The 25,359-nt window shown below is 62.6% G+C and carries 27 protein-coding genes and 1 pseudogene; 15 read left to right on the top strand and 13 right to left on the bottom strand.

All coding sequences use genetic code 11. The features are described 5' to 3' along the window. Nucleotides 1-65 precede the first annotated feature (65 nt). Nucleotides 66-608 (bottom strand): hypothetical protein, encoded by a 543-nt coding sequence (locus tag GJR98_RS10610; protein WP_151138210.1) that lies wholly within the window; start codon nucleotides 606-608, stop codon nucleotides 66-68. Nucleotides 609-1,021: 413 nt separating this feature from the next. Between GJR98_RS10610 and GJR98_RS10615 the strand changes: the two genes are divergently transcribed. From GJR98_RS10615 to GJR98_RS10630, 4 genes are all read left to right on the top strand, one after another. Next, nucleotides 1,022-1,660: a TMEM175 family protein gene (locus GJR98_RS10615; protein WP_151138212.1), complete on the top strand. Its 639-nt coding sequence runs from the start codon at nucleotides 1,022-1,024 to the stop codon at nucleotides 1,658-1,660. A gap of 62 nt (nucleotides 1,661-1,722) precedes the next feature. Beyond that, entirely contained in the window at nucleotides 1,723-2,169 is a 447-nt protein-coding gene (locus tag GJR98_RS10620) for a luciferase domain-containing protein (protein ID WP_151138215.1), read from the top strand. Between the two features lie 96 nt (nucleotides 2,170-2,265). Next, nucleotides 2,266-3,504 (top strand): mandelate racemase/muconate lactonizing enzyme family protein, encoded by a 1,239-nt coding sequence (locus tag GJR98_RS10625; protein ID WP_151138217.1) that lies wholly within the window; start codon nucleotides 2,266-2,268, stop codon nucleotides 3,502-3,504. A 143-nt stretch (nucleotides 3,505-3,647) separates the two neighbouring features. Next, entirely contained in the window at nucleotides 3,648-4,607 is a 960-nt protein-coding gene (locus tag GJR98_RS10630; RefSeq protein WP_151138220.1) for an acetamidase/formamidase family protein, read from the top strand. 29 nt (nucleotides 4,608-4,636) lie between these two features. Here the strand turns inward: GJR98_RS10630 and galK are convergent, their stop codons facing one another. Genes galK through GJR98_RS10645 form a run of 3 tightly spaced genes read right to left on the bottom strand, consistent with a single transcriptional unit; the run spans nucleotide 4,637 to nucleotide 7,118 of the window. Beyond that, complete coding sequence (galK, locus tag GJR98_RS10635) at nucleotides 4,637-5,875, bottom strand: galactokinase (RefSeq protein ID WP_151138223.1); 1,239 nt, start codon at nucleotides 5,873-5,875, stop codon at nucleotides 4,637-4,639. Further along, nucleotides 5,872-6,432 carry an MOSC domain-containing protein gene (locus GJR98_RS10640; RefSeq protein ID WP_151138225.1) on the bottom strand — a complete coding sequence of 187 codons (561 nt, stop codon included), beginning with the start codon at nucleotides 6,430-6,432 and terminating at the stop codon, nucleotides 5,872-5,874. Before GJR98_RS10640 ends, galK begins: the two co-directional genes overlap by 4 nt. A 50-nt stretch (nucleotides 6,433-6,482) precedes the next feature. Next, nucleotides 6,483-7,118 (bottom strand): rubrerythrin family protein, encoded by a 636-nt coding sequence (locus GJR98_RS10645; RefSeq protein WP_151138228.1) that lies wholly within the window; start codon nucleotides 7,116-7,118, stop codon nucleotides 6,483-6,485. Nucleotides 7,119-7,261: 143 nt separating this feature from the next. Between GJR98_RS10645 and GJR98_RS10650 the strand changes: the two genes are divergently transcribed. Both GJR98_RS10650 and GJR98_RS10655 read left to right on the top strand, forming a co-directional pair. Then, the gene (locus tag GJR98_RS10650; protein ID WP_151138231.1) at nucleotides 7,262-8,929 is read left to right on the top strand and encodes a globin-coupled sensor protein; all 1,668 of its coding nucleotides are present in this window, start codon (nucleotides 7,262-7,264) and stop codon (nucleotides 8,927-8,929) included. A 52-nt stretch (nucleotides 8,930-8,981) separates the two neighbouring features. Further along, on the top strand, nucleotides 8,982-10,118 hold the full coding sequence (locus GJR98_RS10655; protein ID WP_151138233.1) for an MBL fold metallo-hydrolase: 1,137 nt from the start codon (nucleotides 8,982-8,984) through the stop codon (nucleotides 10,116-10,118). Between the two features lie 98 nt (nucleotides 10,119-10,216). Here GJR98_RS10655 and GJR98_RS10660 read toward each other — a convergent pair whose 3' ends face one another. From GJR98_RS10660 to GJR98_RS10670, 3 genes are all read right to left on the bottom strand, one after another. Continuing rightward, complete coding sequence (locus tag GJR98_RS10660) at nucleotides 10,217-10,540, bottom strand: 2Fe-2S iron-sulfur cluster-binding protein (protein ID WP_151138235.1); 324 nt, start codon at nucleotides 10,538-10,540, stop codon at nucleotides 10,217-10,219. 79 nt (nucleotides 10,541-10,619) lie between these two features. Further along, complete coding sequence (locus tag GJR98_RS10665; protein ID WP_151138238.1) at nucleotides 10,620-11,120, bottom strand: universal stress protein; 501 nt, start codon at nucleotides 11,118-11,120, stop codon at nucleotides 10,620-10,622. A gap of 34 nt (nucleotides 11,121-11,154) precedes the next feature. After that, the gene (locus tag GJR98_RS10670; protein ID WP_151138240.1) at nucleotides 11,155-11,442 is read right to left on the bottom strand and encodes a hypothetical protein; all 288 of its coding nucleotides are present in this window, start codon (nucleotides 11,440-11,442) and stop codon (nucleotides 11,155-11,157) included. Between the two features lie 114 nt (nucleotides 11,443-11,556). Here GJR98_RS10670 and GJR98_RS10675 point away from each other — a divergent pair, with 114 nt between their 5' ends. Continuing rightward, nucleotides 11,557-13,200 carry a flippase activity-associated protein Agl23 gene (locus GJR98_RS10675; protein WP_151138242.1) on the top strand — a complete coding sequence of 548 codons (1,644 nt, stop codon included), beginning with the start codon at nucleotides 11,557-11,559 and terminating at the stop codon, nucleotides 13,198-13,200. Between the two features lie 15 nt (nucleotides 13,201-13,215). On the opposite strand, the gene GJR98_RS10680 is transcribed toward GJR98_RS10675, so the two are convergent. Continuing rightward, nucleotides 13,216-14,166, bottom strand: coding sequence for a transcription initiation factor IIB (locus GJR98_RS10680; protein WP_151138245.1), 951 nt, complete (start codon nucleotides 14,164-14,166; stop codon nucleotides 13,216-13,218). A 141-nt stretch (nucleotides 14,167-14,307) separates the two neighbouring features. Between GJR98_RS10680 and GJR98_RS10685 the strand changes: the two genes are divergently transcribed. The 3 genes from GJR98_RS10685 to GJR98_RS10695 all read left to right on the top strand — a co-directional run bounded on the left by GJR98_RS10685 (nucleotide 14,308) and on the right by GJR98_RS10695 (nucleotide 16,577). Then, nucleotides 14,308-15,282 (top strand): lamin tail domain-containing protein, encoded by a 975-nt coding sequence (locus GJR98_RS10685; RefSeq protein WP_151138247.1) that lies wholly within the window; start codon nucleotides 14,308-14,310, stop codon nucleotides 15,280-15,282. Between the two features lie 273 nt (nucleotides 15,283-15,555). Next, on the top strand, nucleotides 15,556-15,951 hold the full coding sequence (locus tag GJR98_RS10690) for a hypothetical protein (RefSeq protein WP_151138250.1): 396 nt from the start codon (nucleotides 15,556-15,558) through the stop codon (nucleotides 15,949-15,951). After that, nucleotides 15,951-16,577 carry an METTL5 family protein gene (locus tag GJR98_RS10695; protein WP_151138252.1) on the top strand — a complete coding sequence of 209 codons (627 nt, stop codon included), beginning with the start codon at nucleotides 15,951-15,953 and terminating at the stop codon, nucleotides 16,575-16,577. The genes GJR98_RS10690 and GJR98_RS10695 overlap by 1 nt, the downstream gene beginning before the upstream one ends. A gap of 18 nt (nucleotides 16,578-16,595) precedes the next feature. Here GJR98_RS10695 and GJR98_RS10700 read toward each other — a convergent pair whose 3' ends face one another. From GJR98_RS10700 to GJR98_RS10710, 3 genes are all read right to left on the bottom strand, one after another. Then, on the bottom strand, nucleotides 16,596-18,251 hold the full coding sequence (locus tag GJR98_RS10700) for a rhomboid family intramembrane serine protease (RefSeq protein ID WP_151138255.1): 1,656 nt from the start codon (nucleotides 18,249-18,251) through the stop codon (nucleotides 16,596-16,598). Between the two features lie 129 nt (nucleotides 18,252-18,380). Next, nucleotides 18,381-18,659: a UPF0058 family protein gene (locus GJR98_RS10705; protein WP_151138257.1), complete on the bottom strand. Its 279-nt coding sequence runs from the start codon at nucleotides 18,657-18,659 to the stop codon at nucleotides 18,381-18,383. A gap of 58 nt (nucleotides 18,660-18,717) precedes the next feature. Then, the gene (locus tag GJR98_RS10710; RefSeq protein WP_151138260.1) at nucleotides 18,718-18,930 is read right to left on the bottom strand and encodes a ribbon-helix-helix domain-containing protein; all 213 of its coding nucleotides are present in this window, start codon (nucleotides 18,928-18,930) and stop codon (nucleotides 18,718-18,720) included. Between the two features lie 183 nt (nucleotides 18,931-19,113). On the opposite strand from GJR98_RS10710, the gene GJR98_RS10715 reads away from it, so the two are divergent. The 4 genes and pseudogenes from GJR98_RS10715 to GJR98_RS17975 all read left to right on the top strand — a co-directional run. Next, complete coding sequence (locus GJR98_RS10715) at nucleotides 19,114-19,707, top strand: sulfite oxidase-like oxidoreductase (protein ID WP_151138262.1); 594 nt, start codon at nucleotides 19,114-19,116, stop codon at nucleotides 19,705-19,707. 237 nt (nucleotides 19,708-19,944) lie between these two features. Then, on the top strand, nucleotides 19,945-21,270 hold the full coding sequence (locus GJR98_RS10720; protein WP_151139428.1) for an isochorismate synthase: 1,326 nt from the start codon (nucleotides 19,945-19,947) through the stop codon (nucleotides 21,268-21,270). 58 nt (nucleotides 21,271-21,328) lie between these two features. Beyond that, a complete protein-coding gene (gene menD, locus GJR98_RS10725; protein WP_151138266.1) occupies nucleotides 21,329-23,077 on the top strand; it encodes a 2-succinyl-5-enolpyruvyl-6-hydroxy-3-cyclohexene-1-carboxylic-acid synthase in 1,749 nt (582 codons plus the stop codon). Between the two features lie 116 nt (nucleotides 23,078-23,193). Continuing rightward, a pseudogene (locus GJR98_RS17975) lies at nucleotides 23,194-23,376 on the top strand (hypothetical protein); the annotation flags it as partial. Here GJR98_RS17975 and GJR98_RS10735 read toward each other — a convergent pair. Both GJR98_RS10735 and GJR98_RS10740 read right to left on the bottom strand, forming a co-directional pair. Further along, nucleotides 23,364-23,864, bottom strand: coding sequence for a hypothetical protein (locus GJR98_RS10735; RefSeq protein ID WP_151138268.1), 501 nt, complete (start codon nucleotides 23,862-23,864; stop codon nucleotides 23,364-23,366). The pseudogene GJR98_RS17975 and the gene GJR98_RS10735 sit on opposite strands and share 13 nt — an antisense overlap. Then, complete coding sequence (locus GJR98_RS10740) at nucleotides 23,857-24,288, bottom strand: CopD family protein (protein WP_151138270.1); 432 nt, start codon at nucleotides 24,286-24,288, stop codon at nucleotides 23,857-23,859. The genes GJR98_RS10735 and GJR98_RS10740 overlap by 8 nt, the downstream gene beginning before the upstream one ends. Nucleotides 24,289-24,404: 116 nt before the next feature. Between GJR98_RS10740 and GJR98_RS10745 the strand changes: the two genes are divergently transcribed. Continuing rightward, entirely contained in the window at nucleotides 24,405-25,322 is a 918-nt protein-coding gene (locus tag GJR98_RS10745; RefSeq protein WP_151138273.1) for a 1,4-dihydroxy-2-naphthoyl-CoA synthase, read from the top strand. Nucleotides 25,323-25,359 lie beyond the last annotated feature (37 nt).

A 25,359-nucleotide genomic window follows, 5' to 3' on the forward strand; every position in this document is an offset into this window, starting at 1 on the left:
GAAAGGAAAGTGTGGGGGCAGTGAGTGGTGTCTTCGTTGGACACCCGGTTACCGAGTTTGTGCGACTACACCGTGCAGGTCTTGCCAGAATCGCCGTCTGTGTGCGTCGATTCGTCGGTGTTGTCGGTCGGTGTCGACTCGTCGCTGGTGGACGACTCGTCGTCCGTGGTAGTCTCGGTGTCGTTGCTGTCGTTGCTGTCGTTCGACGACGAGTCGTCACTGGAGTTCGAGTCGTCGGTGATGGACGAACTGTCGCTGGACGTGCTACTCGAAGAGCGTCGACTCTTCTTCTTCGACGACGAACTGGTGTCGGCCGCTGTGTCGTCGGGTGTCTCGACTGTTCCCATCGTACTGTCGGCACTGTCACCGTCTGAACTCGAATCGTCGCTCTTCGTCGACGAGTCGTCGGCGATAACGGGTTCTTCGGCTTCGTTCGTATCGACTGAGGTCGTGTCGTCGGTCGGTTCTGTCGCCTCAGAACCGAGGTTGGCGCTTGCTTCGGTCGTCTTATCGGACGTATCAGGTGTGTTCAACCCGCCCGAGAGGAGCGCGAACGCGACGACGACGACGACGACGCCGGCGACGCCGAGTTGTGTTCTATTCAGCATTGGTCACCTCGCGTCGTGACACCGGACGGTGGAGACGCCCCGTGGACTGTTCTGGATGACAATGCAACTGTGGAAGTCGAGGACATAGTCATCTCCATATTTGCGTTCCGGCGGTTTCGTTACGAGTCATCTACCCCCACGCGCGCTCGGTGAGCGATTTCCACCGGGTTGGAAACGGCAGTCTAGCATTCAACTGGTACAGAACTGTCCTCCATCGCCCGATAATCTCGTCTCCTAACCGGTTTTAATGCGAGAATACCCGGGTCGTCTGAGTGTCTGTTTGGTCATAACTTTCAGGAGTCGAAGAAGGTCACGGAGTCGTTCACTTTGTGGGGCTGAGCCCTGCCGAGCTATCACAAATAAAACATTTAAAATCTCAAAAATTGTTATGTCATTTGACACCAATTCGGTGTATGGAGATTCCGTTCCGTCGCGAGAGCTTGGAGACTGACCGTCTTCTCGCACTCAGCGACGGGGTCATCGCAATCGCAATCACGCTTTTGGTCCTCGAAATCACCGTCCCAGAGATTCCGCCAGGGTCGCCGGTCTCGATTCTCTCAACCTTGGTCTTCGACCAGTGGCACGAGTTCTTCGCCTACGTGCTGAGTTTCTTGGTTATCGGCTCGTACTGGGTACTTCACCGACGGATATTCCTCCACATCGAAGCCCACGACAAAGGAATCGTCTGGCTCAATCTGTTGTTCTTGCTCATGGTGGCGTTCGTTCCCTACGGAACGAGTCTGCTCAGCACCTACCCGACCCAGTTCGGCGTCATGTTCTACGCGGGCATCTTGGCGATTACTGGGCTGACCCTCACACTACTGTGGGGATACGCTTCACGCCGCGACATCCTCGAAGATGGCCTCACCTCGACGCTCGTCGTCCTCGAAGGGACACGGTTCCTCGCGTCGCCGGCGGTGTTCCTCTTCTCGATCGTCATCGCCAGCTTCGATACGAACCTCGCAGTCCTCTCGTGGTTGCTTTTGCTCCCGATAAACGCGCTCTTACAGTCGAGAGTGGTCGAGAGTTACGAAGAACCGGCTCCAGTCTGAGTGCGTCCCTCGTCTCTCACCGGTGGTCGCTCGTTTATCTTCTCAGCGAGCGTACCTTCCTCATGACTGCCTCAATCGACCGAATCGTCTCGCTCGTCGTTCAGTGGCCCGGGGTCGAAACCGCGCCACACCGGTTTGGTGGCACCGAGTTCCTCGTCGCTGGCAAGGAGATTGGCCACGTCCACGACGTCGGTATCGTCGACTTGGCCATCACCAAAGCCGTCCGCGACAGTCTCCTCACTGACGGCCTCGCAGACCCGCACCACGTCCTCCCAGACTCCGCGTGGGTGACCTACCGCGTCAGGAGCGATGCAGACGAACCAGATGCGATTCGACTCCTCAGACTCGCGTACCTCTGGCGAGTGCTCGCGCTCCGACGCCGCGGTATCGACATCGACCCGACGCTCGTCCCCGACGAAGAACTCCAGCACCTCGCCTTCCCCGCTGAACTCGACTCCCTCGTTCGAACCACGTTCAACGAGTCTCTCAATCACCGCGCGTCTGTCTGAGACGCTGACGGACGGGTTGGCCGGTGGAGTGGTCTGCTGACCGACCGTGTGCCTCGGTCGCAAAAACTTTACTGACGTCCGAGTAAACCCCTAGTCATGGGTAAGAATTACGCGGACCTTCACGACCCGAACGCGGAGTATACGATGCGTGAACTCTCCGCGGAGACGATGGGCGTGACCGCAAAGCGCGGTGGCGGACGAGACGTGGAGATTACGGACGTACAGACGACGATGGTCGACGGCAACTTCCCGTGGACGCTCGTCCGAATCTACACTGACGCAGGCGTCGTCGGCACCGGTGAGGCCTACTGGGGTGCCGGCGTCCCCGAACTCATCGAGCGCATGAAGCCGTTCATCATCGGCGAGAACCCGCTCGACATCGACCGTCTCTACGAGCACCTCGTCCAGAAGATGTCCGGTGAGGGCTCTGTCGAGGGCGTGACTGTCACTGCTATCTCTGGTATCGAAATCGCCCTTCACGACCTCGCGGGCAAGATTCTCGACGTCCCTGCCTACCAGTTGCTCGGCGGCAAGTACCGCGACAAGGTTCGCGTCTACTGTGACTGTCACACGGCCGACGAGGCCGACCCACAGGCGTGCGCAGACGAAGCAGAGCGCGTCGTCGAGGAACTCGGCTACGACGCCCTGAAGTTCGACCTCGACGTTCCGTCCGGTCTCGAAAAAGACCGTGCGAACCGTCACCTCCGCCCCGGTGAGATTCGCCACAAGGCCGAAATCGTCGAGGCCGTCACCGAGCGCGTGAAAGACCGCGCCGACGTCGCATTCGACTGCCACTGGACCTTCTCTGGCGGCAGTGCGAAGCGTCTCGCGGCCGCCATCGAGGACTACGACGTGTGGTGGCTCGAAGACCCCGTTCCGCCGGAGAACCTCGAAGTCCAAGAGGAAGTCACGAAGTCCACGCTCACCCCCATCACGGTCGGTGAGAACCGCTACCGCGTGACCGAACTGCGCCGTCTTATCCAGAACCAGGCCGTCGACATCGTTGCGCCCGACATGCCCAAGGTCGGTGGCATGCGCGAGACGCGAAAGATTGCAGATGTCGCGAACCAGTACTACGTGCCGGTCGCCATGCACAACGTCTCGTCGCCCATCGCGACGATGGCGTCTGCCCACGTCGGCGCAGCCATCCCGAACTCGCTGGCGGTCGAGTACCACTCCTACCAACTCGGTTGGTGGGAGGACCTCGTCGAAGAGTCGGTCATCGAAGACGGGTACATCGAGATTCCCGAAAAGCCAGGTCTCGGCCTGACGCTCGACATGGACGCTGTCGAGGAGCACATGGTCGAAGGGGAAACCCTGTTCGACGAGGAGTGAAACGACTCGTCGAGCACGTGAATCTTTGATTCACGGAGTTCGACGAGGCGTAAGCGAACTCACCCCCCGAACCGACGTTTTCTCTCAGCTGTTTCGACCAGCCTAGCTAGTTTTTGTCACTTCGTCCCGTTCATTGCTAGCGCATGTCAGCCGACTACACTGTCGACTACGAACTGAGCGACGCCGACGAGAACATCCACAACAAGTGGGACAACAGTCTGGACCCCCTCGTGACCGTCCAACCCGGTGACGTCGTCCGATTCGAGTGTCGAGACGCACTCGACCGCCAGATAACACCTGAATCGACCGCCGACGACCTCGCAAACGCGAGTTTCGACCCGGTCCACCCACTCACGGGCCCCGTCGCCATCGAGGGTGCCGAACCGGGCGACGTGCTCGCAGTCGAGTTCCTCGATTTCGAACACAAGGGCTGGGGCTACACGGGGTATATGCCCGGCGAGATGGAACTCGGTCTCCTTCCAGAGGACTTCGAAGAGGCGGGTCTCCACATCTGGGACCTCGACGACGACGTGGCCCACTTCGTGAACGGCATCGAGGTGCCACTGGACATGTTCCCCGGAATTGCGGGCGTCGCACCCGCCGCGAACGGCGCACACAACACGCTCCCGCCGCGTGACACCGGTGGCAACTTCGACATCAAGCACCTCACGAAGGGGTCGACGTTGTACCTCCCTATCGAAGTCGACGGGGCGCTGTTTTCGACCGCCGACTGTCACGCAGCGCAGGGTGACGGAGAGGTCTGTGTGACAGGTATCGAAGCGCCGATGTTCGTCACGGCGCGGTTCGACGTGCTGAAAGACAAGTCCATCTCGCAACCAGAACTGGAGACGATGGGTCCGTTCACGCCCACCGGTGCGGACGAACCGATGTACGGGACGACGGGCATCGCCGACGACCTGATGGAGGCGACGAAGAAGGCCGTCCGACACATGATTTCGCACCTCGAAGCAGAGCGCGGGTTGACCCGTGGCGAGGCGTACATCCTCTGTTCGGCAGCGGTCGACCTCAAAATAAGCGAAGTCGTTGACGCGCCCAACTGGACGGTTACCGCGTACCTTCCGGAGAGTATCTTCCCCGAGTAAGGAGTGACTACTGCGCAGGCTTTTCGTCGTTATTCGGTGGTTACCAGTCGCACGCCGCCACTCGGGCGGCACGCGAACACTTGCGCATCCTCGCCGACCTGCTCCGCTACCGCCGAGCGAATCGTTGTTTCTGCCCGTTCGAGTGCGTCTCCATCGACGAGTGCGACAGCACTGCCGCCGAACCCACCGCCGGTCATCCGAGCGCCGTACACACCGTCGGTTCCGGTCGCGAGCTCGACTGCGGCGTCGAGTTCTGGACAACTCACTTCGTAGTCGTCTCGCAAACTCCGATGGCTAGCGACCATCGCCTCGCCGACACGGTCGAAGTCACCGGTTGAGAGGGCCTCTCGTGCCTCCCAGACGCGCTCGTTCTCGGTTACGACGTGTCGTGCCCGTTGAGAGAGAACGTCGCTCAGCGCGCCAGTGTGGGCCTCCAGCAGGTCAGTGTCCACATCTCGGAGGGAGTCGATGTCCACTCCTCGGTCTCGGAGTGTCGCCACGGCCTCCTCACACTCGCGGACTCGGTCGTTGTACCCAGAGTCGGCTAACTCGTGAGAGACGCCGGTCTCGACGACGAGAATCCCCACGTCGCCGCTGATGTGAACCTGTTCGAACTCGCGTGTTCGGCAGTCCAAGAAGAGTGCCGAGTCGGGTTTGCAGAGGCCGACGGCGAACTGGTCGAGGATGCCGCACTCGACGCCGACGCCTTCTCGTTCGGCCCGCCAGCAGGCGAGCGCGAGGTCGGTCGTGGGGATCTCCACGCCGGCGATGCCGAGCAAGGCGCGGCCCACGGCGAGTTCGATAGCCGCGGAGGAGGACAGGCCCGCACCAGATGGCACATCCGAAGCGATTGCGAGGTCCGCACCGAGAATGTCGGTGTCTTCTCGGAGAACGCGCGCGACAGCGGCGACGTAGGCGACCCAGCCGTCAGGGTCGTCGTCCGGGGTGAACGTCGCCGTCTCGCCGAAGTCAGTCGCGACGACGCGAATCAGGTCGTCGTCGCGCGGACGTGCAGCGACTGCGACGTGCCGGTCCACGGCCAGCGGGAGACACAAGCCATCGTTGTAGTCGGTGTGGCCACCGACGAGGTTCACCCGGCCGGGTGCGATGGCGACGAGGGGGGCGGGTGCGTCGGCGGACCCGTCCCCGAACGCTGTTTGGAGTCCCGTTCTCGCTCGCTCGACTGGGCCAGTCGCCGTGTCGAGGGCGATTTCTTCAGTCGCGACCGGTTCGGTCTCTTCGACTGTATTGGGTCCGGATTCGTTCATTCCAACTCGTGCTCCAAATCCTCCGATTCGGCGGTCACGCCACCGAGTCGGGCGGCTATCTGTCGTCCCATCTCTCGCGGGTTCGCCTCAGTCACTCGGACCGCGTCGCCGACGCGGACCGCTCCGGGTGTGACGACGTCGGCGCAGATGCCGCCGCGACGCTCGCGAAGTGCCTCGATAACGTCCTCGTCGTCGACGAGGTCAGCGAGGTACGCACAGGGCGGCCTGAGCCTCGTTCCCCGAAGTTCGGCATCTCCGAGCGCGAACGTCGCGTCGAGAAGGTCTGTGAGGTCGATGCCACGGACGACCACGTTTCGTCGATGCTGCCCATCCGAGAGATCGATGCCGAACTCGTCGTGGGCGTCGTCGAGCACTGCACCGTCGACCAGCGTGACTTGGCACCCATCGGTCGCCGAGTAGTACCCCGTTCCGTGGAGATAGCGGTCACCGTCGAGACCACCGTCGATGACCGATATCGACTCGTGAGCCACCATCGGCTCCCCGCTCGACGGGGTGGTGTAGAGCCCCGTCACACGTCCGTCGGCCGCTGTTGTCATGTCTCAGGGTAGCACTGGTGGGGATGAATACGTTGGGACACCGAGATGATTCAACAGAGTGGCCTGGGGTCGACACCGAGTTCTGCGAGGCCGTCCGCGTAGTCGTCGTAGGCGACCTGAACGACGTACTCGGCGACCATTCGTGCACGCTCCCACTCGTCGTCGTCTTCGCACAACTCGTCGAGGAGGATGAGACCGGTCGTGAGCGCGTCTTCGGTCTCGGACTTCAACTCCCGGAAGAGGTCTGCGCCCTGACGGTCGGCCTCGTTGATGAAGAACCCGATAACCTGTGTATGCGTCCGAAGCGAGACGAGTCCGCGCCCCACCATCCCGGCGGCGATACGCTCGATGGTGTCGTCACGGCCACGGAGATACGCGTGCATCAGCCCGGGGCCATCTGGGAGGTCGAGGTCCGAGTCGAGGCGTTCGAGGACGCGTCGCAAGTGTTCGTCTTCCTGCTGTGCGGTCTCCTCGAACGCCGCTTTCGCCTGCTCGACTGTCTCGTCGGCCGCCCACGCCCGAAACGTCTCTCGTGCGGCGTGTTCGGAGAACGCGGCGGCGCGGAGGACGGCCGATTCTGAGAGGTCTGCCGCCGTTAGCGAGAGGAGCAGTTTCGAAGACCCGAGGCGGTCGAGTTCGGTCCGCTTCGCCGTCTCGACGGCCTCGCGGAACGATGCAGAGTCCATACTCGTACTGTCGTGTGCCGTGGACGTGAACGTTCGGCCCCGCCAGTCTGGGCGTGTTCCGGTCGTCGTTCTAACGAGAGTCTGCTATCAGGACTGATACTCTGCAGAGAGGTTTGAAATACAGGGGATAAATGAGCATATATGTGACAAATTCGCCCACCCGAGTGACCGCCGATGCCCGGGAACGCATCGACGGCTCACATCTTCTCTCCCAGTTGGGTATCGACGAATCCGAAATCGAGAGACGCAAATCGTTCGTTCGGTTCTCGGAGGAAGACGAACAGCGTCTTCGAGCGTACGAATCGCTCTTCGACGACGTCGCAGACGAGTTTGCCGAGGAGTTCTACCAGCACCTCGGTTCTCACACCGACTCCGCGTCGTTCTTCGACAAGACGACGAAGACCATCGAGATGCTGAAGTCCGACCAGGCGGCGTATCTCCGTGATCTGGGACGTGGAGAGTACGACGAAGACTACTTCGCGAAGCGTGCTCGCATCGGCAAAGTACACGATATCATCGAACTCGGGCCGAAGTTCTACTTGGGTGCCTACTCCGTCTACTACGAGGGCCTCACCGAGGCAATCGCGGCCGAAGTTAAAGACGAGTTCAGTAACACGGCCACAACCGACAGCGGACCGCTCGCCAAACTGGTGGGCGGAAACGACGCCCCTGTCGAGGACGCTCTCGATGCGCTCGTCGAACGTCTGCTTCCGGTGTTGAAACTTCTCTCGCTCGACCAGCAAGTGGCGATGGATACGTACATCCACTCGTACAGTCAGAAAGCACGGGACGCTGCTGAACGTCGCAGGCAACTCGCCTCAGAGGTCGAAGCGGATGTGAGCGCACCCACCGAGACGTTGCTCGAAACGTCAGAGGAAGTCACGGACAGAACGACCGACATCCAGGAAATTGCCGAGTACCAGGCCGACGATATGGAGACGGTCTCCGACGAAGTGTCGAACATGAGCGCGACGGTCGAAGAGGTTGCAGCGACCGCAGAAGAAGTCGAGCGAACCAGCGCCAACGCCGCCGCACGCGCTGCCGAGGGTGAGAGTGCGGCCGACGAAGCAATCGACGTCATGCGCGACGTGAGTGAGGCGGCAGAGATGGCCTCCGCGGACGTACAAGGGCTTCACGACCAGATAGACGAGATAGACGACGTTCTCGACGCGATCAACGACATCGCCGAACAGACGAACCTGCTGGCGCTCAACGCCTCTATCGAAGCGGCACGCGCTGGTGACGCCGGTGACGGGTTCGCCGTCGTCGCGAGCGAAGTCAAGAATCTCGCCGAAGAATCGCAGGCCCGTGCGACCGAAGTCGAAGAGACAGTCGAAGACATCCAATCGGAAGCCCAAGAGACGATCGAGAGCCTCTCGCAGACGACCGACCGCCTCCACGACGGTATCGACCGTGGCGAAGACGTGATGCGAAGCCTCAGCGAAATTTCGGCCGCGGTCGAACAGACGTCTGCCGGTGTCAGCGAAGTCGCGGGGGCGACCGACAGCCAAGCGGTGAGTGCCGAGCAAATCGCCGACATGGTCGACCGTGCGAACGAGATGGCTGTGGAAGTCTCCGACCAGATTCGGGAGATTGCCGAGGCGAACCGTTCACAGACACAGCAGGTTCTCACCATTCGTGACGCTGCGCACCGACTGAGCACGGACGACGCCGACGACGCACAGTCGTCTCCCGGTCGTCCGCGCTCGAATATCCCGTCCGATACCCTGTCCACAACCGTCGTCGAATCCGGTGAATTCGACGGCCCACCACACCACCGACTCACCAACGACGGCGGGACGACCGACTAGTCTCAGTCGACGCTGCGGAGCGTTCTTGGAGCACGCGTGCGTAGTCTACGGGATGACCCCCGACGAACTCGCAGTACGCCTCCGCCACGGCGACCCAACCACGATACTCGACGTGCGCAATCGTGACGAGTTCGACGAGTGGCACGTCGATGGGCGAAGCGTCACCGCGACGCAGATGCCGGCGATTCGGTTCACGCAGGCTGAAGTTCTCGGCACAGTCGCAGACGTTGCCGACCAGTTCCGCGACGCTCCATCTCCAGTCGTCGTCGTGTGTGGGGAGGGGCGAGCGAGTGACCACGTCGCATCGCTCCTATCGAGTGTCGGCGTCGACGCAGAGAACCTCGAATCCGGGATGGAGGGATGGGCGCGCGTCTACCGGTCTTCCGAACTCAGTCACGCCGACGCGACGGTTCTCCAGTACGACCGGCCGTCGAGCGGGTGTCTGGCGTACCTCGTCGTCGCCGGCGACGAGGCTGTCGTCGTCGACCCGCTCCGAGCGTTCGCAGACCGCTACGTCGAAGACGCGCACGACCTCGGTGCCGACATCGTCGCGGCCATCGACACGCACGTCCACGCCGACCACGTCAGCGGTGTCCGCGCTGTGGCCGACCGGACGGGTGCGGAAATCGTCCTCCCGGCCGGTGCAGCAGTACGCGGTCTCTCGTTCGATACGAGACTGCTCGCAGATGGTGAATCCGTCACTCTCGGTGCTGTCGAACTCGTCGCAGTCCACTCACCGGGGCACACCAGTGAGATGACTGCCTATCGTCTTGGAGACGTCCTGTTCGTCGGTGATGGCCTCTTCGTCGAGAGCGTCGCCCGACCCGACCTCGAAGACGGAGACGATGGTGCACCCACCGCCGCCCGGCAGCTCTATCAGACACTGACCGACCGATACGGCGAGTTCGACGACACCGTCCGAATTGCCCCTGCTCACTACAGTCCCGTGGCCGTCCCCGACGAAACTGGAGTCTACGTAGCCTCACTGGGTGAACTTCGACAGCGTCTCGACGCGCTCTCGATGGACGCCGACGACTTCGTCGAGTACGTCCTCGCCGATATGCCGCCCCGACCGGCGAACTACGAGCGAATCATCGAGACGAATCTCGGGATTGTCGACCTCGACGACGACGATGCGTTCGACGTGGAGGTGGGCCCGAACAACTGTGCAGCGACGACCAGTGTGTAGCGTCCGAAACGACGACGCGAGCGCCGGTAGTCACACTGCGCTGAGTGAAGAACAGAGAAGAGACTGTTGACGCGTGTTTCCGCGTCGGCGTTCCGTCGTCAGTCGTCTGCGGCGGCGTCGGCGGCGGCAGCGTCTCCTTCGATGCTCGGTGGGTAGACGCCGCGTTCGAGTTTGAGGTCGCTCTGCGGGCGTGCCATGCAGGTGAGCGCATAGTTCTCGGCTTCTTCTTCGGTGAGGCCCCGGGCAGCGGGTTGGGTGACTTCGCCTTCGAGGATTTCGGCGGTACAGGCGATACACATGCCGACGCGGCAGGAGTACTCCTGTGCGATACCTTCCTCGATGCAGGCTTTGAGGATGGTCTGCTTGTCGGAAACTGTAATCGTCTCCCCCGTGCCGACGAACTCGACGGTGTACTCGGTCATACCGCGGCGTATGCAGGACCGCACCAAAACTGTTTATCAAAGGAGCGCCGCTGAACGGGAACAGTTGGTCGGCGAAGAGCTATTCGTCTGTTTCGGCCGTCGTCTCGTCGGTCGCTGCGTCTGCGTCTGCTTTCGCTTCTTCCTCTGCTTCTTCGTCTCCCAGTCGGACGGTGAGAACCGGAACCGTCGAAGTTCGGACGACACGCTCGGTCACACTCCCAAGGAGGTAGTGGCTGAGTCCCGTGCGGCCGTGGGTCCCCATGACGACGAGGTCGATGTCGTGGTCCTCGATGTACTTGTGAATCGAGCGGTATGCGGTTCCAGTGACCACTTCGGTGTCGACGTCGACCCCCGCCGCGTCCGCGGCCTCTTCGACGTGTCGAGTCGCCACCTTCCCCTCGCGTTCGAGTGCGTCGATGACGACGTCTGCACCAGCGTCGAGAGAGGTGTAGATGCTCGTGTCGACGACGTACAGCGCGTGAATCCGTGCTCCGTAGGTTTGCGCGATGTCGAGTGCGTGTTGGATGGCCCGTTCGGCCGCCTTGCTCCCGTCGGTTGGCACGAGGATTTCGCTGTACATGATACCTTACACTTAGTTCGGAACGGGGTTAATTCTACTCCTCGTTCTCTTCGCCTTGGAAGGCGTGGATGGCCGCTTCACAGGTTTGAAGTCCGTCGATTCGGGCCGTTTCGTCGTCGAGTTCGACCGTCTCGACGAGCGTCCACCCAGAATCGTCGTCGTAGGCGACTCCTTTGACCCACGTCTCGGTGGCGAACAGGACGCCCCGTGCCGGGCCGTCGCTCTCGACGGCGACCACGAGTTCGAACGCCTCGGCGCGGTTCAGTGAGGTGAGTTCCTGTGGCTCTAGCGGCCGTGGTGGAAGTGAGTCGATGAGCGTCATATTCCTGTGCTACCGGTCGGCGGGGATGACGCTTTCGAAGCCATCGACACGAGCACGCTGTGGCGCTGCCCACGAGTCGTAACCTTTCTGGCATCCGGCGCGTCACGTCACCTCATGATACCCTCTCGCGTCGAGTGGCGCGCCGACCGAACGACGCTCGCCGTGGGTGCGCTCGCGCTCGTCGCGCTCCTCGTCCGACTCGTCGGCCTCGGGGACCGGCCACTCCACTGGGACGAGGCCCGCGTCGGGTACTGGAGTCTTCGCTATCTCGAGACTGGCTACCTGACGTACCGGCCAGTTGCTGGCGGCCCGCTGGTCTACATCCTCAGTCGAACCTCACTCGCGCTCTTCGGGCTCTCGGACTTCGCGCTTCGACTCCCGGTCGCCATCGCCAGTGCTGCGCTTCCGCTCGTCGCACTTCTCTTTCGGTCCCACCTCGAAGACAACGAGACTATCGCGTTCGGCGCGATTCTGGCGCTGAGTCCGCTGCTCGTCTACTACGGCCGATTCGCTCGGGGTGACCTCCTCGCAGTGGGCTTTGCGCTCGCAGCGTTCGGGTTCGGCCTTCGGTTACTCTACGGGAACGGCCGGCAGAACGCCTACGGCCTCGCGGCGGCGTGTGCACTCGCCATCGCGTCGTCGGGCCTCGGCATCGTCGCCCTCGGGTGTCTCGGAATTGCTGGCCTTCTCGTGTTCGACCACAGCGCACTCCTCCGGTCGTCTCGTCCGGCCGCAATCCGTCTCGGCGAGTTCGCAGCGCGCGTCCGCGGCGAAGCGACACCAGCGGCACGGGCGGTCCTCGTCTTCGTCGGCCTCTACATCTTCACGTTCGCTCCCCGAGCAGGCATCACCGACGACGCTGGACTTTACACACCGGGGACGATTCTCGGGGCAATCGACGTGGCACTGTTCGACTCGGTTCGGCGATTCCTCGGCGTCCGTGTCACCCACCGCTATCCCGGTGGGACACACGAGTACCTCCCCTATCTCGGTGACTTCATCGGAGTGCTCGTCTTCGCCGCACTCCCGGTGACGCTGCTCGCGATTGCAGTGTTCGTCATCGACCGCTACACAGCAGGTGGCCCACGAACTGTCGTCGCTGCGGCGGTGTACTGGGCGGGTGCATCGCTGTTTTTCGTCCCCATGTTGACGGAGGTTTCAGCGCCGTGGCTCGGGGTCTATGCTGTCGTTCCGCTCGCGATTCCTGCGGCCGTCGGCCTCGCGACTCTCGTCCGGTGGGGGCGACGTGCTCTCAACGCCGGGCAGACACCACGTGTCGCTGCTGCTGCACTCGTACTGCTGGCGCTCGTGGCACAGACCGGTGCAGTCGCAACCGGTGAGGTCTACGGACCGAGCGACCGAGACTCCCAACTCGCACACTACGCACAACCCTCGAACGAGTTCACGTCGTTCCGCGAGAATCTCTCGACGTGGGTCGGGCCGACGGACGACGAGGAGGTGGACGTGATTTTCTACGGTAATTCGATGTACGTCCCCGAGGGTGCCGCCGACTTCCCACCGGTTCCCGAACGCTGGGGTGAGCGACTCCCAATGGCGTGGTACGTCGCACGTCTCGATGCAGATACTGCAACCGTCACGTCACCAGCGGAACTTCGTGAGCGGGGCGGCGGCGCACCGGTCGTCATCGCACCTGCGGAGGAACGAGCGACGCTGGCACCGGTGCTGAACGGCTACGTGGCACACGAGTACGACACCGCCCTCTGGGGGCGGCCAATCGTCGTGTTCGTGAAAAACTAGTCGCGGGGTCGGGGCTTAGCGGAAGCCCATCGCTTCGATCTGTTCTTGGTAGCGGTTCCGGATGGTGACTTCGGTCACCTGCGCGACGTCGGCGACTTCGCGCTGGGTCTTCTTCTCGTTACAGAGCAACGAGGCCGCGTAGATTGCTGCGGCAGCGAATCCCGTCGGCGACTTCCCAGACAGGAGACCCTGCTCGGCAGAGACGTCGATAATCTCGGTGGCCTTCGCCTGAACCTCTTCGGACAGGTTGAGGGCGGAAGCGAACCGTGGGACGAACTGCTTGGGGTCGACGGGCTTGAGTTCGAGCCCAAGCTCTTGGGAAATGTAGCGGTACGTGCGACCAATCTCTTTCTGCGGGACGCGAGAAACTTCGGCGACTTCGTCGAGCGAACGTGGGATACCTTCCTGCCGACAGGCGGCATAGAGGGCCGATGTCGCGACACCCTCGATGGAGCGTCCGCGAATCAGGTCTTCGTTGAGTGCGCGACGATAGATGACGGATGCGACTTCGCGTACGGAGCGTGGGACACCGAGCGCGGACGCCATGCGGTCGATTTCGCTGAGTGCGAACTGTAGGTTACGCTCGCCGGCGTCTTTGGTTCGGATTCGCTCTTGCCACTTTCGAAGACGGTGCATCTGTGACCGCTTTTCGGACGAGAGCGACCGACCGTAGGCGTCTTTGTCCTTCCAGTCGATGGTCGTCGTCAGTCCCCGGTCGTGCATCGTCTCCGTGATGGGTGCGCCCACACGCGACTTCGACTGTCGTTCTGAGTGATTGAACGCGCGCCACTCCGGCCCTCGGTCGATCTGTCGCTCGTCAAGGACGAGACCGCAGTCGTCACACACCAGCTCCCCCTGGTCTGCGTCGGTGACGATCTGGTCAGACCCACACTCCGGGCAGTTGAGTCGCTCGTCCTCTTGTGCCGTTGCCTCCTCTCGCTGACGCTGCCGGCTCGGACGTTCCATTAAAAGGTTTCTGGTGGAGCTCGCATTTAAACCTTTTTGACAATTATATTACAAGGGTCGCCGTCTAGCGATTTTCCTCTCAGAACTTTGGACCCGTCGGACTCTCCTACTTATACGGTTCCTTGACTAACGGTTAATCGAATGGTCAGATATGCTACCGCGACACTCGTTATCTCACTTCTCGTGGTGTTTGCGGGGTGTGTTGGGGGTGGTGGCGTCGCCACAAACGCGGTGACAACTTCGTCTGAGACACCGACTGTCACTCCCGCGTCGTCGACGGCAGCCGGGACTGCGACCGGTGACGTTACGGTCGACGTTGTCGACGTCGTCGATGGCGACACCATAAAAGTCGTCATGCCCGACGGGGCGCGTGAAACTGTCCGACTACTCGGAGTCGATACACCCGAAGTCTACGGCGAGAACACGCCTGACGAGTACGAGGGCGTTCCCGACACCGAGGCCGGGAGAACGTGCCTCCGCGACGCGGGCCACGATGCGAGTGAGTTCGCGAAAACCACACTCTCCGGGAAGACGGTCGAACTCCGATTCGACGAGAAAGCAGGTGACCGGGGCTACTATGGCCGACTCCTCGCGTACGTCGTCGTCGACGGAACGGAGTTCAACTACGAACTCCTCACCGAAGGGCACGCGCGATTCTACGAGAGTTCGTTCGAAGAACGCGACCGATACGAACTCGCCGAACGAGACGCACGCGAGCGGGGGATTGGTCTCTGGGCCTGTGCAACTGAAGGGTCTGCTGCTGGGGGCGTAGACGCGACCACCGACGGTGGGTTCTCCCTGTCCGTGGTCGCCGACGCTCCCGGAAACGACAACGACAACCTCAACGGCGAGTACGTGACCTTCCGAAACGACGGCGACGAGGCGCTCGACCTCTCGGGGTGGACTGTCTCCGACGCAGTGGGTCCGACGTACACGTTCGCCGATGGAACTGAACTCGACGCGGGCGGAACGCTCACGCTCCACACCGGGTCTGGCACGGACACAGCAGACGACGTCTACTGGGGCAGGTCGTCGGCCGTCTGGAACAACGGCGGTGATACGGTTACTGTCCGTGATGCAGCCGGTCGAGACGTCCTCTCGTACACGTACGACTAGACTCGAACAACCGACTCGAATACGTAGAAAACCCGCCCCGGGCGAACCGGCCTCTCCGCACGCGACGGAGACTGTGCGACTCCACACCGCCGGTAGGGGGGAGGGGGCTGAAGCGTGTGACCCCCGAACACACTACAACGTTGTCCCTAATTAGTCTCTAGGGCCCCACGAATAGGCGTATTTCGACGGATGTGGACTCCTCTCCCGGACCTGCATATTACTACTAGGCATTTACAAAGTTATATGTATAACCAAAGGAAATGTGTGGGCAACATGAGCACACAGCACCCTTCGTCCGTCGAAGCAACCCTCGCGGCAGGTCGGACTGCCGACCTGACGCCACTCGTCGTCGACGCGTCGGCCCTCGACTCGACTGCCCCCGAACACCTGCGCGACCTGAAGTCGGGACTCGCCGACGAAGGCTACCTCCCGGCCGAACTCGTCGTCGAAGCACGATTCGAAGAGGACTGCCCACTCGCGGTTCAGTCGGAGTCTGACCGCATCCGCGACCTCGTTCGCGCGGCCGCATTCCTCGGAGCGGGTCGCATCGTCGTCGACGTCGCCGAGTGCTGTCGCCCGGACGACGTGGAGAACACACTCGCGGCCCTCGACGAGCGTGCCCACCGCGAGGGTGTCGCTTTTGAGGTTCGCGGCCCCATCGACGCCTGATGGCTACCAAAGCCGCACTGGAGACGCAGTTGGCGGTGGTCGCTGGCTTCGAGAACCCGAAGGTCGGCCTCGAACAGTATCCGACGCCACCGGACCTCGCCGCGCACATCGTCCACCTCGCGGACCTCCGGGGCGACATCGAGGATACCACGGTCGTCGACCTTGGGTCAGGGACCGGAATGCTCGCGCTCGGTGCTGCGCTCAGGTCTCCCGCTCGTGTCGTCGGCGTCGAACTCGACCCAGACGCGTTGCAGACGGCGACGAACAACGCGCGCCGCGTCGGCGCTTCGGCGCCTATCCACTGGGTTCGTGGCGACGCCACCCGTCTTCCGCTGTGTCTCCCCGAGGAGCAACCGGTCACCGTTCTGATGAACCCGCCGTTCGGCGCACAACGCGGGAACGAACACGCCGACAGAGCCTTTCTCGAATCGGTCGCCTCCGTGGCCGATGTGTCGTACTCAGTCCATAACGAGGGCAGCAAGGAGTTCGTCGAGGCGTTCGTCGCAGACGCCGGTGGCGAGTTGACCGACGCCTTCCGGGCGACGTTCGACCTCGAACGCCAGTTCGACTTCCACAAGGCCGACCGGAAGGAACTCGACGCAGAAGTGTTCCGTATCGAGTGGTAGTGCTCTCGGTTCTCGTCGTTACTGGTACGTCTCTTCTTTCGCGACCCGAACCCGTGTTCCATCGTACTCGGCGAACACGAACTCGTCTTCTCGGACGAACTGAATCCCGTCGAGCGTCGTCGTCACGTTCTGGGTCGGCATCGGTCCTCTCACGGTCCCGTTCTGTGTCGATACGCCGAGGTCGTACCCAGTCTCCGTCGGGACGACCGAGATGTTTCGGCCGGCGACGACCGGTTCTGCTTGGAGTGGGTCTGTCGCGTAAGCGAACGTGACCGACTCGTTGGAGACGAGGAAGACGCGATACACCGACTCACCGGTGCCGGAGACGACGAACCCGTCGCGGACTGCAGTGACCTGGTCCTGCCAGCCGACCCCGCCGACCCTGACCGTGGACTCGCCGTCGAACGCCAGTCTGTTGGTCGAGACTGCGGTCGTCCAGATACCTCGCTGTTGACTCTTGACGATGACGCCCGAGGTGTTCGTCGTCGTCGACTCGCCGAACAGTTCGATGTCGAAGGCGGCCGTCAAGCCGTTCGGCACGTCTTCGGCGTAGGTTATCTCGTAGTCTCTGACCGAGACGCTCTCTCCGGGGAGGTCGTCGTCGGCCGCAGTGAACAGGTTGTACGGAATCGCTGGCCCCGTCAACGCGGCCGTGGCGACGAGAATGACGGCCGCACCGACCTGCCATCGGCGAGTGGAGAACACCGAATTCGCGGGTGCTCGGTCACGAAGCGGTCTGTCCGAAGCCGACACCGTCAGTGCGACGATGAGTGCAAGTCCGACGACGAGTGCGAACCCGATGGCGCGAAAGAGGACGAACGTGTCGCCGCCGCGGAACCAGTACACTGCCCACAGCGACTCGCTGACCGCGAAGACCAGGACGCCAGCGAAACTCCGGAGTGCGCTGGGACGGACGTCACCGCGACGGTGGACGAGCCACACGCCGAGGAGGACGCCGAACAAGAGGCCAATCGCGTGACCCTGGATGGCGATTTGTGCCCACCACGGCGTCGAAAAGACGGGACGCGCCGTCGCAACGACTTCTGGACTCTGGAGGGCGTTGTAGAACAGGCTGAGTACGCGACCGGAGACGAACGCGAGAATCGTCGTCAGGGGGCGAGTGACGAGCGCGAACCCCGCGAACGCGAAGACGACGCCGGAGAAGCCGATGACCGGCCCCAGTGCGAATATCGACGTGAGGAGTCCGACGCCGACCACGGCCGCAGGAAAGATGACGAGCGCCCGTGCATACGGGTTCTCAGTGAACGACCCGAACGAGGCCGACCCACGGCGCGTCGGATAGTGACCCCACACGTACTCGGCGACCGGTGCTAGTGTGAGGGTGCCGATGAGGTTGCCGACGAGGTGTCCCGAACTGGAGTGCGCGAACGGGGCGGTGACCATCCCGAGCGGATAGAAGTACGACCACGCCCGAAATGGGATGACGAGCGGTCGATACCACGAGGAGAAGCCCCCTTGGACGAAGAGGTACACGAAGAGGACGCCCCCGACGCTGACGAACGTCCCGAGAGGAAGTCCGAAGAGGAAGCGACGACGAAGTGCCGCAGTGAGGCGACTCGGCCGGTCGACGAGCGCGAGCACGACGAGCGCGACGAGAAGCGCACCGACGGCAGCAAGCCGGTGGAACGGAATCCAACCGGGGATGTCTAGCATAGGCTACCTGTGTGGAGCGAACGGGCGATAAAGAAACCAGTGGAGAACTGCTTGAGCAGTGCTAGCGGGCAACACGGCGGGTGACAGAGCGTCGCGCACGCAGTATCGACGTGCGAGCGTCGCTCGCGGTCAGATTTTGCCTTCGGCGTCTTCTGCCAGTTCTTCCATGCGCTTGCCGACGCGGCCAGCGCTCGAGAACTCGTCTTCGCTCATCGCCGTCGCGAGGGCGTTCCCGAGGACGAAGACGGCGTGCTTGTGCTCACTCTTGGACTTGTGGACGTGAGACGGGTCGACGCCGAGTTCTTCGTACGGCTCGAAGAGCGACGAGTCGACGTGTTCACGGGCCGAGAAGTGGTCTTTGATGATAACCATCTGTTCGTGCAGCTCCAGCAGTTCGTCCTTGTGCATGAGAGTCCGTTAGGCGCGAGGGTGTTTTAAGAGTTATTGGGGCCTGCTGTCATTCGGTTCAGAAGACGTACTCGTCTTCGTGACCCATCATTCCGTCATCTTCGAACGCGCGGTCCTCGTCGGACATCGGACCGCTCGTCTTGTACGCGCGGATACCAGTCGAAAGCAAGTCCTCGATCGCTTCGTCGCGGTTGACGAACTCACCTTTTTCGACGAGCTGGACGATCTGCATCTCCAGGTGTTCCGGCACGGTGATCTCTACTTTGGGCATCTGAACGTCCGACGCTTTGGAAGGGCCGTATATAACTCTACCGGGGTACCCAAAGTGAATCTTGAACTTCATCTTCTCAAATGAGAACTTACGTTTGTGTTCGACTGGTTGTTGTTGTGCAAACCGATAGTTGGCACATTCCGGAGTCGGTACAGATAGGTGCGTTCGGCCGAAGCATCGAACATGACCAAAGACGTCACGCACCTCTACGAGGAGTTTGGCGACGACCGTTTGCCGCCGGGGCAACGTGAGACACAACGGTTTCCGGTCCTCTCGAAGAGTGGCACCCCATCGTGGGACCCCGAGACGTGGTCGTTCGAGGTGTGGGGCGCCGTCGAAAACAGCCTCGACCTCTCGTTCGACGAGTTCCACGACTTGCCGTCGGAGACACAGCGACAGGACTTCCACTGCGTCACCGGGTGGAGCAAGTTCGACTGCGAGTTCGAAGGCGTCACGTTCCCGACGCTCGCGGAGGAAGCGGGCGTCACCGACGACGCGGTCCACGTGATGTTCCACGCCTTAGACGGCTACACGACGAACCTCCCGCTCGACACGTGCATGCGGGACGAAGTGATGTTCGTCTGGGGGTACAACGGTGAAGACCTCCCTGCGGACCACGGCGGACCCCTCCGAGTCGTCACCCCGCACAAGTACGCCTACAAGGGGGCAAAGTGGGTGACTGGGGTCGAATTCCTCACGGAACCCGAGCGTGGTTACTGGGAGAAGCGGGGGTACTCGAACACAGCGAATCCGTGGAACGAAGAGCGATATAGTTAGAGTGGACTATTTTTTGGTCAGATTTTTCCGAGTCGACCGGAGGGAGACTCCGAAAAAGGTGGGCGTAACCCGTGGAACGAAGAGCGATATAGTTAGAGAACTCGCTGTTCGCGGCTCCATGTGCGACGTATCTGTCGGTTAATGCACAACATCGCGGTGCGTGGGTCGCTCTCGCTCGTCGCATGTCGCAGAACAGAAGGGAGAGTTTCAAGCGTCCCCGGTCCTGAGCGTCCATCGATGGAACCGTTGCGGACAGACGAGGTCGCCACGCACCTCGTCAGTAGGTCGGCCCGACTGTCTTCGCCGCCAGTGACCGCGTCTCTCGCGGCGGTACGTCGCCCACGAACGTTGTGGACTGCTCCCGACGAACCGACAATCGTCGGCGGCGGCGCGGCCGTAACCCTCGAATTCGACGGGCCAGAGTGCCTCTCACGAGTCCGCGAGACGGCGTCGACTATTCTCGACGGCGCGGACGTCGACGATTCGGTCGCCGCCCGACCCCGATTCTTCGGTGGGTTTGCGTTTCACGAAGCGGCGACCGGACGCGACCCGTGGGCCGACTTCCCGGCAGCGCGCTTCGTTGTCCCCGAAGTGCAACTCGTCTTCGAAGACGACGCGGCGTGGCTAACCGTCAACGCGGTCGACACCGACCCGGAGACGGTCGAACAACGACTCGCAGCGGTTCGAACGACACTCACGGGCCTCGAAGATGCGCCCCCCGAGATGCCACCCGGCGTCTCGGCACGACACCGAACCACGTCGGTCGACGCGTGGCGCGAGAGTGTCGAAGCCGCAGTCTCGCGCATTCGCGCAGGTGAGTTACGGAAGGTCGTCCTCGCACAGGCGCTGGAGGTCGAACTCGACCGACCTGCGTCCGTGCCCGACCTCCTCGCACGCCTCGGTGAGACGTACCCCGAGTGTCACCGATTCCTCATCGAACCCGAGATGGGTGCGAGCTTCCTCGGTGCGACGCCCGAGCGACTCGTCTCACTCCGCGGTCGTGAGGTCGAGACTGGCGCACTCGCTGGCACGACCGGTCGCGGCGACACCGACGACGAAGACGAGTGGTTGGCGAACGAACTCCTCGCGAGCGACAAGGATAACCACGAACACGAACTCGTCGCGGAGACGATTCGTGAGCAACTCGACCCACTCTCGGCGGAGATTCGCGTCGGCGAACGCGGCGTCCGAAAACTCGCGACCGTTCAGCACCTCTGGACGCCAATCGACGCGACGCTCGAACGTGACGAACACGTCCTCTCGCTCGTCGAGGCACTCCACCCGACGCCTGCAGTCGGTGGCTTACCGCCTGAGGCGGCCCTCGACGTCATCCGCGACACTGAACCGTTCGACCGAGGGTGGTACGCCGCCCCAGTCGGGTGGTTCGACGCCGACGGCGACGGGAGTTTCGCAGTCGCCATCCGGTCGGCAACCGTCGAAGATACGATGGCGACGCTCTTCGCTGGTGTCGGACTCGTCGCGGATTCCGACCCCGACGCCGAGTGGGACGAAGTACAACTGAAGTACCGGCCCATCCTCGACGAACTCGAACGCGACGAGTGACCGATTCTGGACCGCTTTCTAACAACCCTCACCACACGACGACTTGCGACGATACGAGATGACACACCCGAATCGCAACACCCTCTGGGCACGAACCTTCGTTGACGAACTGGCACGCACCGAAATCAACGCGGTGTGCATCGCACCCGGCAGTCGGTCGACACCGCTCGTCGAGGCGTTCGACCGCCACGACGACATCGAGACGTTCTCACATCTCGACGAGCGCTCGGCCGCCTATTTCGCTCTCGGACGGGCACGGCGGACTGGGAAGGTGACGCCTATCGTCTGTACGTCTGGAACTGCTGCAGCGAACTTCCACCCCGCGGTCATCGAGGCGTCACAGGCGCGCGTTCCCATGCTCGTCCTCACCGCCGACCGCCCGCCAGAGATTCGCGACAGCGGCGCCAACCAGACCATCGACCAGGAGAAACTCTACGGCGACGCTGTCCGCTGGTACAAGGACATGCCTGAACCGGAGGCCACTGACCGGAAACTCCGAAGCCTTCGAACGACCGCCGCGCGGGCCATCTCCGAAGCCACAGGCGTCGACGCTGGCCCAGTTCACCTCAACTTCCCCTTCCGGAAACCACTGGAACCGACGCACGTCGACGGTGACGTCCCCGCCGACCTCGACCGTGACGCACTCGATGGCCGCGACGGGAGCACGCCGTACGTTCGGACGACGACCGGCGCACCCGAACTCTCCGAAGACCATCTCCGAAAACTCGCTGACGAACTCACAGTCGACCGTGGCCTCATCGTCGCTGGACCTGCTGACCCACCGGGGTTCAACACCGAGGCACTCGCCGCCTTCGCGCATGCGACTGGCTTCCCAATCGTCGCTGACCCACTCTCGGGCCTCCGATTCGGCGGTCACACGCGAACGACGACCGTCCTCGGTGGCTACGACGCCTACCTCGACGAGCGCGTCACCGCCGACTGGCCGGACCCGGACGTCGTCGTCCGCATCGGTGCGTCACCGACCTCCAAGCCCCTTCGGAAGTACCTCGCGCGGACCGACGCACGACAGTACCTCGTCGACCCGACGGGTCAGTGGCGCGAAGCGGAGTTCACCTCGACAGACCTCGTCGAGGCCGAACCTTCGATACTCGCGTGGCGCCTCTCGCAACTCATCCGCAACCGCCCTGACGCCGAGTGGAATCAGTTGTGGACGGACGCAGAGGACGTTCACTGGGATGCCGTCGACGCGGAAACTGACGCGTTCGAGGGGCGACTCGCAGCCGACGTGGCCGACCTCGCACCCGAACCGTCGACCATCTTCGTGTCGAACTCGATGCCGGTCCGCGAACTCGACCGGTTCGCTCGTCCTTCGACCAAGGCCCGAACGGTCCTCGGGAACCGTGGTGCGTCGGGTATCGACGGTATCGTCTCGTCAGCACTCGGTGCCGGGTCGGCGTCGACGGACCATCTGACGCTTCTGACCGGTGACCTCGCGTACTATCACGACATGAACGGCCTCCTCGCGCTTGGCCGCCTCGGAGTCGACGCGACCATCGTCCTCGTCAACAACGACGGTGGCGGCATCTTCCACATGCTCCCCATCGAGGACTACGAACCCCCGTTCACGGACCAGTTCAAGACGCCCCACGGACTCGACTTCTCGGCGACCGAGGGGCTCTACGACCTATCGTTCGAATCGGTCGAGATGGACGAGTTCCGCGACGTGTACGCTGAATCGGTTGCCTCCGACGGCACCGACGTCATCGAAGTCCGTACCGACGCCGAGTCCTCGCATCGGGTCCGTGAGGACCTTCGAGAACGAGTCGTCGACCAGTTGACCAACTGACCTTTCACGTGCGGATTTGATGGAGGGTGTATGCCCTCCGGTTTCCACCCTCACTACGGACTGAGTTCCCCGTTCGTCGCCACGCTCGCTGGCCTCGCAGTGTTCACCTACGGAGTCGTCGTCGCTCGCTAACCACCGGGTTTGTCGCGACTGGTCTCGTCGCATACGGCACGCTCTACAGCGTGACTGCGTTTCTCGTCGGCATCTGCGCCGCAATTCTCGTCGGGCTCACGTCGTGGGTGACGAGTCCAAACGGCCCCGTCCGAACCGAGCGAGTCACCCAGAATCACGACGACTGACGGAGGACGAACGACGACGAGAGGCGGTACAACGCGGCGTCGACGATGACGAACACCCCACCGACGACTGCACCGACGAGTGCGGCGACGCCGCCGGCGACGACGACGATGAGAACGAACGGGAGCACGCCATCTAACCGGATAGACCACGGCCCAGTGACGAGGTTGACGAGCGCACCGGCGAGTATAACCCCGACCAAGAACCCCGCACCGATGAGCCCACCGGCGAGCCCGCCACGGACCACGAGTGACGAAAGCTCTCCTTCGCGGATTCGGTCGAGACCACCCTCGGAGAGCACCCATCGCGTCGCGAGAACCGTGAGGGCCCACAGATACCCAAACACCAGCACACCTTCGACGGTGCCGAGTCCAGCGAGGATGTCTGCCAACGACCCGCTCGTGTGACCGACGAGGACGCTCAGCAGACCGAACACGACGAGGTTGAACGTGGCGATGGTCCACAGTTCGAGCGCGTCCACGTCAGCCATGGGCGAGCACCTCCGCGAGCGCGACGACGAGAACCAGTATCCCCGAGGTTGCACCGTAAAATCGCCTGAACCACGTCTCGTCGACTCCCCTGACACCGCTCCGCCGTGCAGTGAGAACGACCACGGTCCGGACGAACGACCCGACGACCAGCACCGTGACGACGCCGAGTTTGATGGTCAAAACCGTCCCCCAGCGGGTCGCCGGACCCGGTGCACCGAGTTCGCCGAGGTTCCCCACGCCGGTGACGAGCATCGCCCCCATCGTCCCCCAGAACACCCACTCGTACTGAGAGGCGAGTTGGACGCTGTCGTAGCCGAACCCTGCCGTCCGGAGCGCGTTCCACACGAAGAGCGCGCCGCCGAGGAGGAGCGCCATCCCACCGACGTGGACGAACCGAACGAGGAGGGCCGAAAGGGAGGACATGTCCTCAAAGAACACCGTCTGCGGTAGTATAGGTTGGGACGAGTGCCACATCCTCGGCCTGCTCGGACTCGCCCACGCAAGCGAATCTTTTTGCGCCGCCCGCGCCGCCTCTCGATATGGTCTCGGAGATTTTCGACCCCGACCGCTGGGAACCGGTCGAGGGGTCAGACGAGTTCGACGACATCACCTACCACCGCGCCGTCGACGTGCCAGCGGTGCGCATCGCCTTCGACCGCCCGGAGGTTCGCAACGCATTCCGCCCCGGGACGGTGGACGAACTCTACGCGGCGCTCGACCACGCTCGAAAGCGCGCCGATATTGGCTGTGTCCTCTTGACCGGCAACGGTCCATCGGAGAAAGATGGCGGGTGGGCGTTCTGTTCCGGCGGCGACCAGTCCGTTCGCGGCGGGTCGGGCTACGAGTACCGCGACGACGACGAAGCGGACGTATCCGACGACCCGCTCGTTCGCGAGGCGAAAGCCGGCCGACTGCACATCCTCGAAGTGCAGCGACTCATCCGTTTCATGCCGAAACCCGCCGTCGCCGTGGTCCCCGGATGGGCCGTCGGCGGCGGTCACTCGCTCCACGTCGTCTGCGACATGACGCTGGCGTCCGAAGAACACGCGAAGTTCCTCCAGACCGACCCCGACGTGGCCTCCTTCGACGGTGGCTTCGGGTCGGCGTACCTCGCCAAGCAGGTCGGCCAGAAGAAGGCCCGCGAAGTGTTCTTCATGGGCAAGACGTACTCCGCCGAGGAAGCCGTCGACATGGGCATGGCCAACGAGGCGATTCCACACGAAGAGTTAGAAGACGTCGCACTGGAGTGGGCCGACGAGATGACGAAGAAGTCGCCGACGGCGATGCGGATGCTCAAGTACGCCTTCAACATGACCGACGACGGCATGGTCGGCCAGCAGGTGTTCGCCGGCGAGGCGACCCGACTCGCGTACATGACCGAGGAGGCGCAAGAGGGCCGTGACGCATTCCTCGAAAAGCGGCAACCGCGCTTCCGCGACTACCCCTGGCACTACTAGCCCACCTTTTTCGAGAGGTCCTCGCGCCGCAACGCGG

This window comes from Haloferax marinisediminis (genome assembly GCF_009674585.1).
GTDB lineage: Archaea > Halobacteriota > Halobacteria > Halobacteriales > Haloferacaceae > Haloferax > Haloferax marinisediminis.